Genomic DNA, 15,731 nt, shown 5'->3' with positions numbered 1-15,731 from the left:
CATTCCCTCAATGCTTGGCCGGCGGCCCTCCCGGGAACCATTTCTCCTGATAGTGGAACAGGAAATACTGCGAGTTATCCGCCCCCGGCGCCGCTACCCGCGCGGTCCATTGCTCATCATGCAGGTCCATGTCCGCGTCGTATTCCACATGGCAGCCCATGGGGCTGTTGAAGTACCAGAACCAGTTCGACCCCAACTGATGTCGCCCCGGTCCCCAGAACGATTCATAACCCTTCTCGACGAAGCGCGTCCCGGCCACCAGCACTTCGGTCGGCCCGCCCATGTGGAAGGTGAAGTGCTCGATGCCCTTCATGAACGGCGGGGTCTGGATCAGGAACAGGGTGTGGTGGTCCAGGGTGCCGCCCGGACGCAGGAACGGCCCGGTCTCGGCAAAACGGTCGGTACAGACGAAGCCCAGGCGCGTATAGAACGCCTCGGCCCGGTCCGGATCCGGCACGAAATACACCACATGGGACAGGCTGCGCGGCAGCGCCGGCATGTCATTGCTGGCGCCCAGTGCATTGACCGGCCGCGCCGCCTGCGCACCCGGCGCATGGCTGGCTTCGCCGGGGAGGTCGAGGGTGCGCCGCTGGGTGATGCGAAAGCCCAGGGCGAAGCCCATGTCGTCCACGCAGCGCAACACGCCATCCTCGCCACGACGCACTTCGCGATCCTTGCCCAGCTCGGCCTCGATGGCCAGCAGGGTGGCTTCATCGGCGACGCCGTATACGGTTTCGCGCAGGGTGGTGGCGGTTTCCATGGCCGGCGGCAGGCGTGGGTCGTGGCGCGGGCGGATCAGCACGCCGGTGCCGTCGAGGGCCTCCAGCCAGCCGCCGCTGTCATCGATATCGCAAGGCTTGAGACCGTAGTCGGTCATGTACTGCACGCAGTCGGCGACGTTGTCCACGCCGAAGACCAGGTAATCGGGTCCGATGATGTTCATGATCGTGTCCAGAAGTCAGGCGGTGCGGCCGCCGAGGGTTTCGGCGACCCAGTCGGCGATGTACTGGCCCGCATTGATGGAGTTGTCGAAGCTGGAGTGCTGCACGCCACCTTCGCGGGAAGTGAAGATCTTCAGTTCGCGCTTGGGGCTGTTGACCAGTTGCTCGTAGGTGCGGTGCGCCCATTTGAGCGGGATCTGCGAGTCCTGCTCGCCATGGGTGACCAGGAAGGGCACGCGGATCTTCTCGACCACGCCATCGAGGTGGACGTTCTCGGCGATCTGCATGAACTCCTCGATGTCCTTGCCACCCCAGACCCAGCGCACGTGCTCCCAGTAATGCGGCACCGGGAAGCTGCCTTCGCGCTCCAGGCGACGCTTCTGCACATCGCGCCAGTCATGGTTGGCGCCCCACACCACGCCGCAGGCGAAGCGCGGTTCGAAGGCCACGGCACGGGGGCAGTAGTAGCCGCCGAGGGACACGCCTTCGCAGCCGATGCGCTGGGGATCGATGTCCGCCCGGTCCTGCAGCCAGTCGACCACCCGGCTGGCCCAGTGCTCGGCGTCGTAGCGTGCCTTGAGGTCATGCAGGCGCAGGGCTTCGCCGGTGCCGGGCTGATCGATCAGCAGCGAAGCGACACCGCGTTTGGCCAGCCACGCGGGCAGGCCGACGCGGTATTTCATTTCCTTGGTGGAGTCCAGGCCGTTGAGCTGGACCAGGATCGGCGCCGGGCCGCTGACACCTTCGGCGCGAACATACAGGCCGGAGATGACCTTGCCCTCGTAGGGGATCTCGACCCGCTCGCAGTTCTCCTTCGACAGCGCGACGCCGCGGGCGAAGGTGTCGAGGAAGCGCTGGTACAGGTCCAGGCGGCCGGGAGCGCCATGGGCCTGGAGGCGTTCGCAGGTCAGGTAGTAGGTGGCCGCACGGTTATATTTTTCGCCGGCCGACAGCAGCCGGCCAAGGGCTTCATCCTCGCCGGCCATCTCGCTCAGCTTGTCGGCCATCTTCGCCCAGGTCTCGCGGAAGGCCCGGGTGCCTTCGGCATCAGGCTGCCTGGCGGCCTCTTGCAGGGGCTCGCACATCTCGACGATCTCGCCGATGCGCGCGCCCATCTCGATGGCCAGGTTGACCGAGAGGTTCCACACGTAGTTGCTCGGGAAGTAACGGAACATGGTTGGTTTCCTTCTTGTTATGCACATCGCCGGCAACTGCACAGGCATGGGGCGACGGCCACCCTTCGGGCAGCTGTTGCACGCTCGCACGAGCCTTGTGAATCGGACAAATCGCTTGTTCGGATGCCAGCTATCCGGGCACGCGATACATGGCGCGGGCCGATGCGTCGCATCGCCAGATGCGATTGGTGGGGGGGTGAAGGAGGCGGGCAGGATGGGCGGCCGCGCACGACGCGCGGCTTTCCGAGGAGGATGCCCTTGTCCGTTTCCAGCGTGTTCGAAACCATTCAGTCCACCGGCCCGTTCGGTCGCCTCAGCGTGGGCGGCAAGCTGTCGCTGGGCTTTGCCCTGGTGCTGGTCTGCACCCTCGGCATGGGGCTGGCGGCCTGGTATGCGTTGCAGGTGAGCCAGGCCAACAGCGAGCGTTTGCGCGGACTGGAGCGTTTGCAGAATCATCTGGCCGAGGCGCGGCAGGCGGAGAAGACCTTTGCCTTGCTGGTCACTGACGAGTCTGCGGCGCCGGTGACCATCGCCTTGCAGAAGCTTCGTGACGAATCGGTCGACGGGGATGTCGCGAGGCTGGGCACGGAGTACCTGCAAGGCTTCCAGGGCTATGCCAGGGCCCGCCTGCAGGCCCAGGACGCCCGGTTGCGCATGCAGGAACTGGCTCAGGGTGCGGGGCAACGGTTTGCCGGGGTATTCCTCGATCAGCTGGATGAAATCAATGCCGGGCTGGAGCAGGACCAGTCACCCGACGCGGCGGCCATGCAACTGCTGGAAGATGCCGCCGCGCTGCGTGAGCGCCTGACCAACCTGCGTGACAGCGAGCTGTATTTCACCCTCGATCCGCAGCAGCGCTATCGCGATGACTGGATCAACCGGGTCAACGAACTGGGTACCGCATTAAGCAGCCTTGCCGCCCGGCTGGAAGGCGAGCGTCGTCATGCGCTGGACGAGGCCACTGCGGCGCTGGAGGAATACCGCCAGGCCTTCCTGCGCTACAGCGACAGCGGTGAGCAGGCTTTGGTCCAGCAGGCGGCGATGAACAATGCGGCGCAGCAGGCGATCGCCGCCCTCGATGGCGAGCGCGAGCGTGCGGCCCTGGCCTGGGAGGTGCAGCGTCGGCATCTGGACCTGCAACTGGCGCTGATGCTCGGGCTGGCGTTGCTTTCGAGTATCACGGCCTGTGTACTGATTCGCCGCTCCATTGCCGTGCCGGTCCGGCAGATGCTGGCGCTGGCGCAGCAGGTCGCTGCCGGGGATCTGCACGGGCGTCTGCCGCGGCTGGGGCGCAATGATGAGCTGGGGCAACTGAACGAAGCGATCGGGGTGATGCTGCAGGCGCTGCGGGATCTGGTCGGGCGGATTGGTGGGGATGCCGACCAGTTGGATGTCGCGGCCGACACCCTGGCCGGGATGGTCGAGCGTACGGGGCAGGGCGTGCGGGCGCAGCGGCGGCAGACCGGCGAGGTGATGCAGGCCATGCAGTTGATGACCCAGGCCACGGTGCAGGTCAATCAGCGGGTCGATGCCAGCCAGGCCAGCCTCGGGCAGGCCAGCTCGTTGATTCACGAGGGCGATCGGCTGGTGCGCGAGGCGAGCCAGAGTCTTCAGCGGTTGTCCGGGGAGATGGGGGCGGGGACTGCGGCCATGCAACTGCTGCAAAGCCAGAGCGAAGCCATTACCGGCGTGCTGGATGTGATCAGTGCGGTGGCCGAGCAGACCAATCTGCTGGCGTTGAATGCGGCGATCGAGGCGGCGCGGGCCGGTGAGCATGGGCGTGGGTTCGCCGTGGTGGCGGACGAGGTGCGCGGTTTGGCGAGCCGGACCCGGGCGTCTACCGGGGAGATCGACGGGATGATCCAGCGACTCGGTGAAGTGACGCGGGCGGCGGCGGCGAGCCTGGATGACAGCCAGCGCCTGACGGGGGAAGGGGTAGAACTGACGGCGCGGGCCAGTGCGGTGTTGGCGGCGATCACGGCGAGCATTGTCGAGGTGGAGAGTGCTGCCGGGCATATCGCCGAGGCGGCGCGGACCCAGCAGGATCTCGCCTGGCGGGTGGATGGCGCGGCTGGGGAAGTGGAGCGGGTGGTGGAGCAGAATGCGGCGGAGTGTGCGCGGCTGGAGGCGGCGAGTGAGGGGTTGCAGCGGCTTAGTGCGGGGCTTGGGGAGGCGCTGGGTGTATTTCGCGCCGAGCGCTGATTTGAGGGGCTGACGCAAACCCTGTGGGAGCTGGCTTGCCAGCGATAGCTATGGTGAATTCACTGAAGCAATCGCTGGCAAGCCAGCTCCCACAGGGGCAGAGTTGCTCTCAGGAGTGTCTCAAGCCGCCAACGGCGCAGCCGGCCTACTCGCCATCTCCAGCAATTTCCCCCGCAACCACGCCAGCACCGGATCCCGGTCCAGGCTGCGGTGCCAGCTCATGTACTCCTGCATCGCCGGCAGATTCACCGGCGGCGGGACGATGCGCAGCGGCAGGTTGCGCGCATACAGCCGGGCCAGGCGGCCATGCACCGTGGCCACGCGCTGGGTGCCGATCACCAGTTGCGGCAGGGTGTTGAAGTCATGGGTGATCACTTCGAGACGGCGCTTGCAGCCATACTCGCTCATGAACCATTCCTCGATCCCCGGCGTGCGGTTGCGTCCGAACACCACCGAGACATGCCCCAGCTCCAGGTACTGCTCCAGGGTCAGGCGCTCGCCCACTGCCTGGTTGTCCTGGCACACCACGCAGACGTGCTGTTCCTCGAACAGCAATTGCTACGGGTGCTCCTTCACGATGTAGTGGTCCGGCGCGATCATCAGGTCGACTTCGCCGCGCATCAGCATTTCCCGGGCCGTCTCGCCAGGGCTGATCAGTTCGAAGGTCATTAGCGGCGCCTGCTGGTTGACCTCGCGGATCACCTCGGCGAACAGCACGCTGATGAGGTAGTCGGAGGCCATGATGCGGAAATGCCGCTTGCTTTCGGCGATGTCCTGCACCGGCTTGGCGGTGATCGAGGTCTGGATCTTCAGCAGCACTTCACGCACCGGGATCTCCAGGTCGCGGGCCAGCGGCGTGAGCATCATCTTGCGTCCGACCTGGACCAGCAGGTCGTCCTCGAAGTACGTACGCAACCGCCCGAGTACCCCGCTGGTGGCCGATTGAGTCATGTGCAGACGTTCGGCGGCTCGGGTGATGTTCTGCTCTTCGAGCAGGACATCCAGCGCCACCAGGAGGTTCAGATCCAGGTGTTTGAAGCGCATGGCAGGCATCTCGTTGTTGTATTTATTTTCGCGATACCCTGCATCCCCAGTAACGATTAGTCAAATTCTTCCCCGGTTCCTAGCCTGTGCTTCCAGCCTCCCGCCGGAGGGCTGATCCACACAACAAGAACAAGGGAATCACGCATGAGCGATATCAACAGAGTACTGATCGTGGGCGGCGGCATCGGCGGCCTGTGCGCGGCGATCGCGCTGCGCCGCCAGGGGGTGGCAGTCGACCTGGTGGAGATCAAGTCGGAGTGGACGGTGTACGGCGTCGGCATCATCCAGCAGAGCAACGTGGTCCGGGAAATGGCCCGTCTCGGCGTGCTCGACCGCTACCTCGATGCCGCCTACGCCTTCGAGGACGTGGGCATCTACGACCTGCAGGGCAAGGCCCTGGCGCGCATCCCCGGGCAGCGCTTGGCGGGCCCGCAGTATCCGGCCAACGTCGGCATCTCGCGGCTGGCCCTGCACCAGGTGCTCAGCGATACCGCCATCGAGCTTGGCACCCGGGTGCGCCTCGGGGTGAGTGTCGAGTCCTATGAGGAACTCCCCCTCGACCTCAACGTCAGCTTCACCGACGGCTCCAGCGGCCGCTACGACCTGATGGTCGGTGCCGACGGCGTGTACTCGAAGATTCGCGGCCTGCTCTATGGCGACACCTACACCCCGCGCTTCACCGGGCAGGCGGTGTGGCGCTACAACTTCCCGCGGCATCCGTCCATCGACCACCTGGCCAGCTACACCGGCGCCGAAGGCAATGCCGGGCTGGTGCCGCTGGCGGACGACCTGATGTACATGTTCTCCACCTCCCACGAGCCGAACAATCCCTGGTTCGAGAAGGACCAGCTGGCCGCCACCATGCGCGACCGCATCGCCGGGATCGGCGGGCTGGTGGGCGAGTTGCGCGAGCAGATCACCGATGACAGCCAGGTGGTCTACAAGCCGATGGAGGTACTGTTCGTCGATGATCCGTGGTTCAAGGGGCGGGTGATCCTGATCGGCGATGCGGCCCATGCCACCACGCCGCACCTGGGGCAGGGCGCGGGGATGGCCATCGAGGATGCGCTGGTGCTGAGCGAGGAACTGTTCGGCGAGGGCGACCTGCGCACGCGCTTGCAGCGCTTCATGATGCGCCGCTTCGACCGCTGCAAGTACATCGCCGAGAACTCGATCATGGCCGGGGAGCGGGAGATGGCCCGGGATGCCGGGTTCGACCGGATCGGGCTGACCAAGGCGATGCTGGCGCGTACGGCCGAGCCGATCTGAGATCAAGAGCACGACGCCTACCCTGTGGGAGCTGGCTTGCCAGCGATAGCTATGGTGAATTCCCGGCAGCAATCGCTGGCAAGCCAGCTCCCACAGGTTCGTGCAAAGCCATGAATCATGTGGAGTAAAACAAGCGTGTCGAACGTTCCTGTTCTGTTATGCCACGAACACCACCTGCAAGAAGGCCAGGCCCTTGGCTTCGACCCCTGGCAGCAAGGCCGCGATACCGTCCTGGCCTTGAAATGGAAAGGCCAGATCAAGGCCTACCGCAACCTCTGCCCCCACCTCGACGTCGCCATGCAATACCGCAAGGACCGCTTCATGTCCGGCGACGGCCAGCACATCGTCTGCTTCGCCCACGGCGCGCTGTTCGATCCCGCCGACGGCAACTGCCTGCTCGGCCCCTGCCTGGGACAGGCCCTCCAGGCCCTGGTCATCCACCGCGACGAGCAACTCAACCTGTGGATTCACTAGATTGATAACTTGTACACAAAACTATCCCTAAAGATTCGTTACGATCCTGCCGAAAACCAATAGATGGCAAGTAGCCATTACTTGACCAATGGATCAACTTTGTCCCGGATCGTGACCCCGTATGAAAATAAAAACCAAGCTCGCCCTTGCCTTCATATCTGTCGCCATCCTCCCGGTCAGCCTGGTCGGCATCATCTCCGTGAGCAATACCAGGACTGACGCGGTCAGCCAGTTCCTGGACAGTAGCACCCGCGAAATTCGCCAGATCGACGGTAATATGCGCCAGTTCTTCGACGGCACCTTGCAGAACGTCGATCAGATGGCCAAGGATCCTGTATACACCGCTGTAACCAGCCTGAAACATTACGAAGGCCCCGACGCTGCCCAGCAGCCGCTGCCGGAGTCGGCCAAGCAGGTCATCGCCCAGTTCGCCCAGTACGGTGAAACCCACCCGGCGGCGGCGATCCTCTCCATCGGCCTGGAAGACGGCAGCTACGCCAAGTGGCCGGACGATCCGAAGCTGGCCAACTACGACCCGCGCACCCGCCCCTGGTACAAGGCGGCCATGGCCAGCCCGGGCAAGACCGTGCGCACCACCGCCTACTACTACGACAAGGACGACGTGGCCCTGGTCGGCACCGCCCGCGCCATGCTCGACGACGCCGGCAAGGCCAAGGGCGTGTTCGTGGTCAGCGTGTCGCTGAAGAACCTCACCGAACTGGTCAAGAGCATCAAGCTGGGCGACAGCGGCTACGTGATGCTGATCGAGAACGACATCGTCCTCGTCGACCCGCGGGACAGCGCCCACAGCTTCAAGCCGCTCAAGGACCTGGGCGAGCCCTATGCCAAGCTGGCCGCGACCACCCAGGGCTCTACCGAGGTGGAAATCGATGGCACCCGCTACATGGCCAATGTCTGGACGTCCCCTGGCCTGGGCTGGCGCTTCGTCGGCCTGATCGAGCAGAAGGAAGTGATGGCCACGGCCACGCGCATGACCTGGCTCACCGCCGGCATCGTCATCGTCCTGGGCCTGCTGTTCGCGGTGATCGCGGCGGCGTTCTCGCGGGTTATCGTCAAGCCCATCGGCCAGGTCAGCAGCGGCCTGCAGTCGATCGCCGAAGGTGAGGGCGACCTGCGCCAGGACCTGCACGTCCACGGCAAGGATGAAACCGCCGAGCTGGCGGGCTGGTTCAACAAGTTCCTCGCCGCCATTCGCCAGTTGATCCAGCGTATCGGCGCGGCGTCGACCAACCTGCATGACGCCTCGCGGGCCAACAGCGAGATGGCCGGCAACATGAACGAAGCGGCCGGCCGCCAGCGTGAGGCGGTGGAGCTGGTGTCCACGGCGTTCAACGAGATGGTCGCCACGGCCAACGAAGTGGCGCGTTCCTGCAGCAGTGCTGCCGATTCGGCGGAGAGCGGTCATCGCCGTGTCGCCGAGGGCAAGCAGCAGATCGAGCAGACCACCGAGAACGTCAATCGCCTGGGCAGCCGCCTGGTCGAGTCGTCCCAGGCCATGCTCGAACTGGAAGCCGGCAGCCGCAGCATCAACCAGATCCTCGGCACCATCCGCGGGATTGCCGAGCAGACCAACCTGCTGGCGCTCAACGCGGCCATCGAGGCGGCGCGGGCCGGTGACCAGGGCCGTGGTTTCGCCGTGGTCGCGGACGAGGTGCGGGCGCTGGCCAAGCGCACCTCGGACTCCACCGGAGAGATCGACCAGTTGCTCAACAGCCTGGGCAGCAAGACCCAGGAAGTCTCGGAGAAGATGGAAAGCTGCCTGGACCTGTCCCGGGCCAGCGTGTCGTCCATCGAAAGCGCGCGGGATAGCTTCGAGGGCATCCAGCTGTCGGTGAATGAAATCCGCGACCAGAACCTGCAGATCTCGGCGGCCGCCGAAGAGCAGCACAGCGTCGCCGAGGAGATCAACCGGCATATCCAGCAGATCTACGACGAGGCGCGGGTGGTGGAACAGCTTGCCGGCTCGGCGCGGGAGGATTCGGGACGGTTGTCGGAGCTGTCGCAGGAGCTGCATCAGTTGGTAGGGCGGTTCAAGTCCTGAGGGCACCCGTGCCCTTCACATAACCTGTGGGAGCCGGCGTTGCCGGCGATGAGGCCATCAGCCCCTACACAAGAATCCAAACTGATGGCCCTTTCAACCCTTTGTTTTCGCATAGCATTTTTCGCTTCTTGGACAGTGGGACCTTTTCCAGATGCGATTCGGATATGCAGGTGTGGCAGCGCTGGTGCTGATGACAGTGATGACATCGGCCCAGGCCAAGGGATTGAACAGGAAGCAGGTCGAGATGTGCCGCTGGGGATCGGAAGTGGCCCGTTCGGCGCAGCATTCGAAACTCTCCGGGACCACCCTGTGGCGGGCCCGGGAGAACCTCAAGACGCGCAAGTACCCGGAACGCTGGATGCCGAAGATGGCCCGCGGCATCACCGAGCAGACCTACGCCAGCCGCAGTCGCCTGCCACCGGCGTCGGTGAAGAAGACCTACTACGACGGTTGCATCCACCACGAACGCAACCGTATCGCCAAGCGTTAGTGCCCGTCCTTCATCCGCCGCGCGATAAGGAAAATCCCCAACCCCGCCAGCGCTGTCGCCGCACCGATATACCCGGTGCTGGTCCAGCCCAGCCCGGCAGTGATCGCCATGCCACCCAACCACGGCCCCAGCGCATTGGCCAGGTTGAACGCGGCATGGTTCGACGCCGCGGCCAGGCTCGGCGCTTCATGGGCGATATCCATCAGGCGGATCTGCAATGGCGCGGCGAGGGCGATCATCGTCCCGACCAGGCCGATGCCCAGCAGGATCGACCACAGCGCCTGGGCCGCGAAGGTGAAGAACAGCAGCACCGCGACCGACCACACCAGCACCAGCCCTACGGCGCGGAACTGCAAACGGTCGAACAGCTTGCCACCGGCGATATTGCCGATGATCCCGCCCACGCCGAAGGCAGCCAGGCCAAAGGGAATCCACTGCGGTGAAACCCTGGTCACTTCGAGCATGGTCGGCGCCAGATAGCTGAACACGCAGAACATCCCGGCAAAGCCGATGGCCGCGATACCCAGGGCCATCCACACCTGGGGCAGGCGGAAGGCCTGGAGTTCCTTGCGCGGATCGCTGCGCGGCTCGTCCTTGGGTTGCGGCACGAAGCGCCAGACCAGAGCGATGGTGCACAGGGCAATCGCACCCACCAGCACGAAGGCCGAGCGCCAGCCGAAGAACTGCCCGAGCCAGGTGGCGATGGGGTTGCCCAGCAGCATGGCCAGGGTCAGGCCCATCATCACCCGGGCCACCGCGCCGGCGCGCTGGTTGCTCGGCACCATGCTCGACGCCACCACGGCGGCGATACCGAAATAGGCGCCATGGGGCAGGCCGCTGATAAAGCGGAAACCCACCAGGCTGGCGAAGGAGGGGGCGAAGGCGGTGGCCAGGTTGCCGAGGGCGTACAGGGCCATCAGCACCAGCAGCATGTGCTTGCGCAGCAACTTGGCGCCGAGGATCGCCAGGGCCGGCGCACCCACCACCACGCCCAGGGCATAGGCGCTGATGGCATGACCCACCTCGGGTTCGCTGAGGTGCAGGTTGCTGGCGACATCCGGCATCAGGCCCATGATGGCGAACTCGCCGGTACCGATGGCGAAGCTGCCCAGCGCCATGGCCGCCTCCATTTTCGCGATGGTGCTTTTGGATGCGGCGAGTGGCGGCGGTGCTTCCTGAATGGACATGGGACTCCTCGACTGAAATACGCTGAAACGATAAAGTTGCGATCTTAGACAATCCCGAGCGTCAGCGTCGACCCGCAGTCGTTTTCACAGGCCACCGATTCGCGTGGGCTTTGCCAGGTTTTTTAGACTTCCTATGTTTGTTCCGTTCCTCCGCCGCCGCCGTTTCCTGTCCTGCGGCACCCCGGCGTCCCTTTGTCTTATTTGCCTTGCCGGCACCACGGCGGCCATGGCCGACGAGCCGGGCATCACCCTTGAACCCTTGGCCGTGACGGGCACCTACGTCCCGTCCTCGACCTTCGATGTCCCGGCCTCCCTGGATATCGTCAGCCGTGAGCAGATCAGCGATGGCCAGGCCGGGGTCAACCTCTCCGAAGCCCTGGGCCGCGTACCCGGCGTGGTGGTGCAGAACCGCCAGAACTATGCCCAGGACCTGCAGGTGTCCACCCGTGGCTACGGCGCCCGCGCGGCGTTCGGCATTCGCGGGATCAAGGTGCTCAGCGACGGGATTCCTGCCAGCACCCCGGACGGCCAGGGCCAGGCGGCGTCGCTGAACCTGGACGTGGCCGAGCGTATCGAAGTGCTGCGCGGCCCGGCCTCGGCGCTCTACGGCAGCAATGCCGGCGGGGTGATCCAGATGTTCAGCAAGGACGGCAGTGGCTCGGCGACCATTGGCGCGAGCACGTTGTTCGGCAGCGACGGCTTCCTCAAGAACCACCTGTACAGCCAGGGCGGCAATGACCAGGCCGGCTTCGTGCTGGATGCCTCGCGCATGGACACCGACGGTTATCGCGACCACAGTTCGGCGCGGCGTGACCAGACGTTCGCCAAGGTGCATTTCCGGCCGGATGACGACAGCCGGATGGCGCTGATCTTCAATACGCTTGAGCAGAACGGCACCCAGGACCCGCTGGGGCAGAGCTGGGATGCCTACCAGCACGACCCGCGCTCGGTCAGTTCGCGGGCCGAGGAATACAACACGCGCAAGAGCATCCATCACCAGCAGGTCGGCCTGAACTACGAGCGTGATTTCGGCGAGGCGACCTTGCAGTTCAATGCCTATGCCGGGCAGCGCAGCGTGATCCAGTACCTGTCGATTCCCAGGACCATCGGCAACAACGTCCCTAATCCGGCCAACGAACGCGGTGGCGGCGTGGTGGATTTCGACCGTGAGTTCCATGGCGGTACCTTGCGCTGGATCCAACCGATCAGCGCGGCGCCGGGTGCCTTGACCGTGACGGTCGGTGCCGACTACGACCAGAGCCGTGACGACCGCCGTGGCTACCAGAACTACAGCGGCAACGTGCTCGGCGTGAAGGGTGAGCTGCGCCGCGACGAGATCGATACCGCCACCAGTCTCGATCCCTATATCCAGGCCCGTTGGGAACTGGAACGCTGGACCTTCGACGCCGGGCTGCGCCGTAGCAGCATGGAGATGGAAGTGGATGACCACTACCTGTCCAATGGCGATTCCAGTGGTTCGAAAAAGTACTCGCGAACTACGCCGAGCCTCTCGGTCATGTACGCGTTCACCCCGGACCTGCATGGTTATATCAGCGCCGGCAAGGCCTTCGAAACCCCGACCCAGGCGGAGATGGCCTATGCACCGGGGGGCAGCGAGAGTTTCAACTTCGGGCTCAAGCCGGCCACCAGCACGCAATACGAGATCGGGCTGAAAGCCCGCCTCGACGAGCGCAGCCGCTTGAACGTGGCGGTGTTCGAGATCCACACCGAGGACGAGATCGTGGTGGCTGGTTCCAACTCTGGGCGCACCAGTTACTACAACGCCGGCAAGACCCTGCGTCGTGGCCTGGAAGTCGGGTTGCAGCATCAGTTGGCCGAACAGTGGGAGCTGAACCTGGCCTACACCTGGCTCGATGCGACCTACCGGGACAAGGTCGGCCAGATCGACAAGGGCAACCGCCTGCCGGGTGTGCCGAAAACCAGTCTGTTCGGTGAGCTGGTGTGGAAGCCGGTGGCCGGGCTGAGCACGGCGCTGGAAGGGCAGTACCGCAGCGAGGTGTATGTCGAGGACAGCAACCAGCAGCAGGCCGCGCCGGGTTATGCGGTGTTCAACTGGCGGGCGCGGATGGAGCAGCAGCTCGATCACTTCACGCTGTACGAGATGGTGCGCCTGGACAACCTGCTGGACCGGCAGTATGTGGGGTCGGTGATCGTGGGTGACGGCAATGGCCGTTATTACGAGGCGGCGCCGGGGCGGTCGTGGTATGCGGGGGCTGGAGTGGAGTACCGCTTCTAGCTGATGGGTTGTTGCTGATGGCCTCATCGCTGGCAAGCCAGCTCCCACAGTGTCCGCGTCGCTGCCGAACCTGTGGGAGCTGGCTTGCCAGCGATGAGGCCAGTAAGGTCACTGCGTGACACATACCTTTTCAGGCGGCCGCAACGACCCGATATACACCGCCACCACCGTCAGCAACGCCCCGCCGATCTGCACTGCCGAGCTCGATTTGCCCAGGAACGTCACATCGACGAAATAGGTAATCACCGGCTCCAGCAGCAGGATCAACCCCGCCAGCCCCAGGCTGATCTGCCCGATCGAGCGATTGACCAGCAGCCAGCCGACGAACTGCACCATCACCCCGTAGATCACCAGCATCAGCAGGGTTTTCCCGTCGCCGATGGCCAGGCTTTCCCCACGCAGCAGCGCATAGCCGAGCATCACCAGCCCGGCCCACAGGCTCAGGTTGAGCATCTGCGCGAGCTTGTCGCCGCCGCCACAGGGCAACTGGCTGGCGGCCTTGAGGTAGTAGACACAGACCGCATAGGCCAGCCCCGAGGCAATCCCGAACAGCACGCCGCGCACGCCGACTTCGCTGCTCATTTCCGGCGCCAGCAGCAGGTACAGACCGAAGAACGCCAGGCCGATGGCCAGGCTGAAATTCAGCGACGGTTTTTCCTTGAGCAGCCACAGGCCGAGCAACGTCATGAAGAACACCTGGCAGTTGGTCAGGATCGAGCCGATACCGGGGCCGACGATGTAGATGCTGTGGTGCCAGAGAATCAGGTCGATGGCCAGGAACAGGCCGGCCAGCGCGGTGAGGCGCACCGCAGCCGCCGACGGCAGGCGCACCGGGATCCGCCGCCATTTCAGGCTGAGGTAGAACAGGACCGAGGCGAACAGCATCCGGTAGAAACCGGCACCGCCTGCGCCGATATCGGCAAAGGCTACGGCCAGGGCGGAGAGGCTGAGCATCAGGCCGCCAAGGGTGAGTTCGAGCAGGGCTTTTCGAGTGTGCATGTCGTTGCATCGCTTGCAGGTTTGCGTAGGAACACAGAACCTATCAAGCCCGTCGGCACAACGATTGGACGAAACTGGACAACCCATGACGCCACAAGAGAAGGACTTCTCGCAGTTCCTGCGCATCCCCGAAGGTGGCTGCGAACTGCTCAGCGCGCGCTACAGCCAGCAGCATTTCGGCCGGCACAGCCACGACCGCTATGCCTTCGGGGTGATCACCCAGGGGGTCGAGAAGCTCTATTACCGGGGCGCTCATCACTTCGGCGGCGCTGGCACGGTGGTGACCCTCAGCCCGGGGGAAATCCATGATGGCGTGCCAGTGGACAATGCCGGTTGGGTCTATCGCATGCTCTACGTCGATCCGTGCTGGCTGAACGACCTGGTGCTGCAAGGGCGCTACGGCAGTCAGCATGTGCATCTGTTTCGCCAGCCGATGACCGATGATCCGCGGTTCGCCCGGCGCCTGTTGCTGACCCATCAAGCCATTGCCGAGTCGCGCTTGCCGCTGGAGCGCGAGACGCTGCTGGTGGAGATGCTTGCCGGGTTGTTCGAACAGCACGGGCATGAGCTGGCCCGCTCCGCTCGCCCGGAGCGTGATGCGGTACGGCGTATCCGCAGCCGCCTGGACAGCGAGGCGGAGCACAACCTGTCCCTGGAAACCCTCGGCCTGGAGGCGGGGATGGACCCGCTCTACCTGATCCGGGTGTTCAAGCGCGAGGTCGGGGTGGCGCCGCACAGCTACCAGATCCAGAAGCGCGTGGCGCGGGTGCAGGCGCTGTTGCGCACCGGTATGGATCTGGCCGAGGCGGCGGTGGCCTGCGGCTTCTTCGACCAGAGCCATATGGCCCGGGCGTTCAAGAAAGTCGTCGGGGTGACACCCGCCGCGTTCCGCTCGCGCTGATGGCCCGCTCGGCGTCCCTCGATCTGCTCAAGTGGCTGGCGATCGTCACCATGATCGGCGATCACCTGAGGTATCTGTGGCCGGAGCAGGACTGGCTGTTTGTCACGGGGCGGCTGGCATTTCCGTTTTTTTGCCTGGCGCTGGCGGCCAATGTGGCGCGTTCGGCGGTGGTCAGGTGGCGGTATCTTGGGTGGTTCGTCGGGTTTTCCCTGCTGTCCGAAGTGCCTTATCGCTGGCTCGATAACGGCTCGATGACCCTGAATGTGATGCCGACCCTGGGCCTCGGGCTGCTTATCGCCTGGGGTGTGCATCTGCGTACTCGCGCCACGGCGGCCATGGCGTTCTTGGCGGCAATCACGGCGACGTTGGCGAGCGAATGGCTGATGTACGGTTTGCCCGGCGTGTTGCTGCCGGCGGCGTTGCTGATGGCTTTGAAGGACGGGCGTTTTGCCTGGCTGGCGGGGTTTCTGGCGATGGCGGGGAATTTCACCAATAGCTGGCTGTTCGAGCATCCGCTGGCGCCGGTGTCGGTGATGGTGGCGGGGACTGCGTTCATGGCGGTGTTTGTTGGGCTGGAACTGTTACGCCGGGAATGGCCTGGCCGGGTGCTGCCGGTGGGGCGCTGGGGATGGTGGTTCTATCCGGTGCACTTGGCTGCAATCAAACTCTTCAGCCTCCTGTAGATACCGAAAGAGCGACCGAGGACCCTGTGGGAGCTGGCTTGCCAGCG

The 15,731-nt window shown here is 64.6% G+C and carries 12 protein-coding genes and 3 pseudogenes; 10 read left to right on the top strand and 5 right to left on the bottom strand.

Annotated elements, in window-relative coordinates:
* Positions 1 to 7: 7 nt before the first annotated feature.
* Both PSEMO_RS08735 and PSEMO_RS08730 read right to left on the bottom strand, forming a co-directional pair.
* Positions 8 to 943, bottom strand: coding sequence for a VOC family protein (locus PSEMO_RS08735; RefSeq protein ID WP_075802713.1), 936 nt, complete (start codon positions 941 to 943; stop codon positions 8 to 10).
* 15 nt (positions 944 to 958) lie between these two features.
* A complete protein-coding gene (locus tag PSEMO_RS08730; protein WP_075802712.1) occupies positions 959 to 2,116 on the bottom strand; it encodes an alpha/beta hydrolase family protein in 1,158 nt (385 codons plus the stop codon).
* Between the two features lie 123 nt (positions 2,117 to 2,239).
* Between PSEMO_RS08730 and PSEMO_RS34195 the strand changes: the two are divergent.
* Positions 2,240 to 3,457, top strand: a pseudogene (locus PSEMO_RS34195) (HAMP domain-containing protein); the annotation flags it as partial.
* Entirely contained in the window at positions 3,449 to 4,318 is an 870-nt protein-coding gene (locus PSEMO_RS34190) for a methyl-accepting chemotaxis protein (protein WP_372239105.1), read from the top strand. The pseudogene PSEMO_RS34195 and the gene PSEMO_RS34190, both read left to right, overlap by 9 nt.
* A 120-nt stretch (positions 4,319 to 4,438) precedes the next feature.
* Here PSEMO_RS34190 and PSEMO_RS08720 read toward each other — a convergent pair.
* Positions 4,439 to 5,362, bottom strand: a pseudogene (locus PSEMO_RS08720) (LysR family transcriptional regulator).
* Positions 5,363 to 5,506: 144 nt separating this feature from the next.
* On the opposite strand from PSEMO_RS08720, the gene PSEMO_RS08715 reads away from it, so the two are divergent.
* From PSEMO_RS08715 to PSEMO_RS08700, 5 genes and pseudogenes are all read left to right on the top strand, one after another.
* A complete protein-coding gene (locus PSEMO_RS08715; protein ID WP_075802710.1) occupies positions 5,507 to 6,631 on the top strand; it encodes an FAD-dependent oxidoreductase in 1,125 nt (374 codons plus the stop codon).
* A 135-nt stretch (positions 6,632 to 6,766) separates the two neighbouring features.
* Positions 6,767 to 7,105, top strand: a complete 339-nt coding sequence (locus tag PSEMO_RS08710) for a Rieske (2Fe-2S) protein (RefSeq protein WP_081430219.1) — start codon at positions 6,767 to 6,769, stop codon at positions 7,103 to 7,105.
* A 121-nt stretch (positions 7,106 to 7,226) separates the two neighbouring features.
* A pseudogene (locus tag PSEMO_RS34185) lies at positions 7,227 to 8,312 on the top strand (cache domain-containing protein); the annotation flags it as partial.
* 75 nt (positions 8,313 to 8,387) lie between these two features.
* A complete protein-coding gene (locus tag PSEMO_RS34180) occupies positions 8,388 to 9,167 on the top strand; it encodes a methyl-accepting chemotaxis protein (protein WP_372239104.1) in 780 nt (259 codons plus the stop codon).
* A 190-nt stretch (positions 9,168 to 9,357) separates the two neighbouring features.
* Positions 9,358 to 9,657, top strand: coding sequence for a hypothetical protein (locus tag PSEMO_RS08700; RefSeq protein WP_256721053.1), 300 nt, complete (start codon positions 9,358 to 9,360; stop codon positions 9,655 to 9,657).
* Here PSEMO_RS08700 and PSEMO_RS08695 read toward each other — a convergent pair.
* Positions 9,654 to 10,844, bottom strand: coding sequence for an MFS transporter (locus PSEMO_RS08695; protein ID WP_075802706.1), 1,191 nt, complete (start codon positions 10,842 to 10,844; stop codon positions 9,654 to 9,656). The two genes, PSEMO_RS08700 and PSEMO_RS08695, sit on opposite strands and share 4 nt — an antisense overlap.
* A 133-nt stretch (positions 10,845 to 10,977) precedes the next feature.
* Here PSEMO_RS08695 and PSEMO_RS08690 point away from each other — a divergent pair, with 133 nt between their 5' ends.
* Complete coding sequence (locus tag PSEMO_RS08690) at positions 10,978 to 13,101, top strand: TonB-dependent receptor family protein (protein WP_075802705.1); 2,124 nt, start codon at positions 10,978 to 10,980, stop codon at positions 13,099 to 13,101.
* A gap of 108 nt (positions 13,102 to 13,209) precedes the next feature.
* Here PSEMO_RS08690 and PSEMO_RS08685 read toward each other — a convergent pair whose 3' ends face one another.
* Positions 13,210 to 14,100, bottom strand: a complete 891-nt coding sequence (locus tag PSEMO_RS08685) for a DMT family transporter (RefSeq protein ID WP_075802704.1) — start codon at positions 14,098 to 14,100, stop codon at positions 13,210 to 13,212.
* A gap of 85 nt (positions 14,101 to 14,185) precedes the next feature.
* Here PSEMO_RS08685 and PSEMO_RS08680 point away from each other — a divergent pair, with 85 nt between their 5' ends.
* Positions 14,186 to 15,001 carry an AraC family transcriptional regulator gene (locus PSEMO_RS08680; protein WP_086937209.1) on the top strand — a complete coding sequence of 272 codons (816 nt, stop codon included), beginning with the start codon at positions 14,186 to 14,188 and terminating at the stop codon, positions 14,999 to 15,001.
* A complete protein-coding gene (locus PSEMO_RS08675; protein WP_075802702.1) occupies positions 15,001 to 15,684 on the top strand; it encodes a TraX family protein in 684 nt (227 codons plus the stop codon). The genes PSEMO_RS08680 and PSEMO_RS08675 overlap by 1 nt, the downstream gene beginning before the upstream one ends.
* Positions 15,685 to 15,731: the final 47 nt, after the last annotated feature.

It is taken from the genome of Pseudomonas putida (assembly GCF_001941965.1).
GTDB classification, from domain to species: Bacteria; Pseudomonadota; Gammaproteobacteria; order Pseudomonadales; family Pseudomonadaceae; genus Aquipseudomonas; species Aquipseudomonas putida_L.
This window is presented reverse-complemented; position numbering and strand designations above follow the sequence as displayed.

Excerpts from the sequence above, each read along its gene's own strand:
- PSEMO_RS08700 (WP_256721053.1), top strand. The coding sequence starts at position 9,358 with ATGACAGTGATGACATCGGCCCAGGCCAAGGGATTGAACAGGAAGCAG.
- PSEMO_RS34180 (WP_372239104.1), top strand. The coding sequence starts at position 8,388 with ATGGCCGGCAACATGAACGAAGCGGCCGGCCGCCAGCGTGAGGCGGTG.
- PSEMO_RS08680 (WP_086937209.1), top strand. The coding sequence starts at position 14,186 with ATGACGCCACAAGAGAAGGACTTCTCGCAGTTCCTGCGCATCCCCGAA.
- PSEMO_RS08690 (WP_075802705.1), top strand. The coding sequence starts at position 10,978 with ATGTTTGTTCCGTTCCTCCGCCGCCGCCGTTTCCTGTCCTGCGGCACC.
- PSEMO_RS08675 (WP_075802702.1), top strand. The coding sequence starts at position 15,001 with ATGGCCCGCTCGGCGTCCCTCGATCTGCTCAAGTGGCTGGCGATCGTC.
- PSEMO_RS34190 (WP_372239105.1), top strand. The coding sequence starts at position 3,449 with ATGCTGCAGGCGCTGCGGGATCTGGTCGGGCGGATTGGTGGGGATGCC.
- PSEMO_RS08715 (WP_075802710.1), top strand. The coding sequence starts at position 5,507 with ATGAGCGATATCAACAGAGTACTGATCGTGGGCGGCGGCATCGGCGGC.
- PSEMO_RS08695 (WP_075802706.1), bottom strand. The coding sequence starts at position 10,844 with ATGTCCATTCAGGAAGCACCGCCGCCACTCGCCGCATCCAAAAGCACC.
- PSEMO_RS08735 (WP_075802713.1), bottom strand. The coding sequence starts at position 943 with ATGAACATCATCGGACCCGATTACCTGGTCTTCGGCGTGGACAACGTC.
- PSEMO_RS08730 (WP_075802712.1), bottom strand. The coding sequence starts at position 2,116 with ATGTTCCGTTACTTCCCGAGCAACTACGTGTGGAACCTCTCGGTCAAC.
- PSEMO_RS08685 (WP_075802704.1), bottom strand. The coding sequence starts at position 14,100 with ATGCACACTCGAAAAGCCCTGCTCGAACTCACCCTTGGCGGCCTGATG.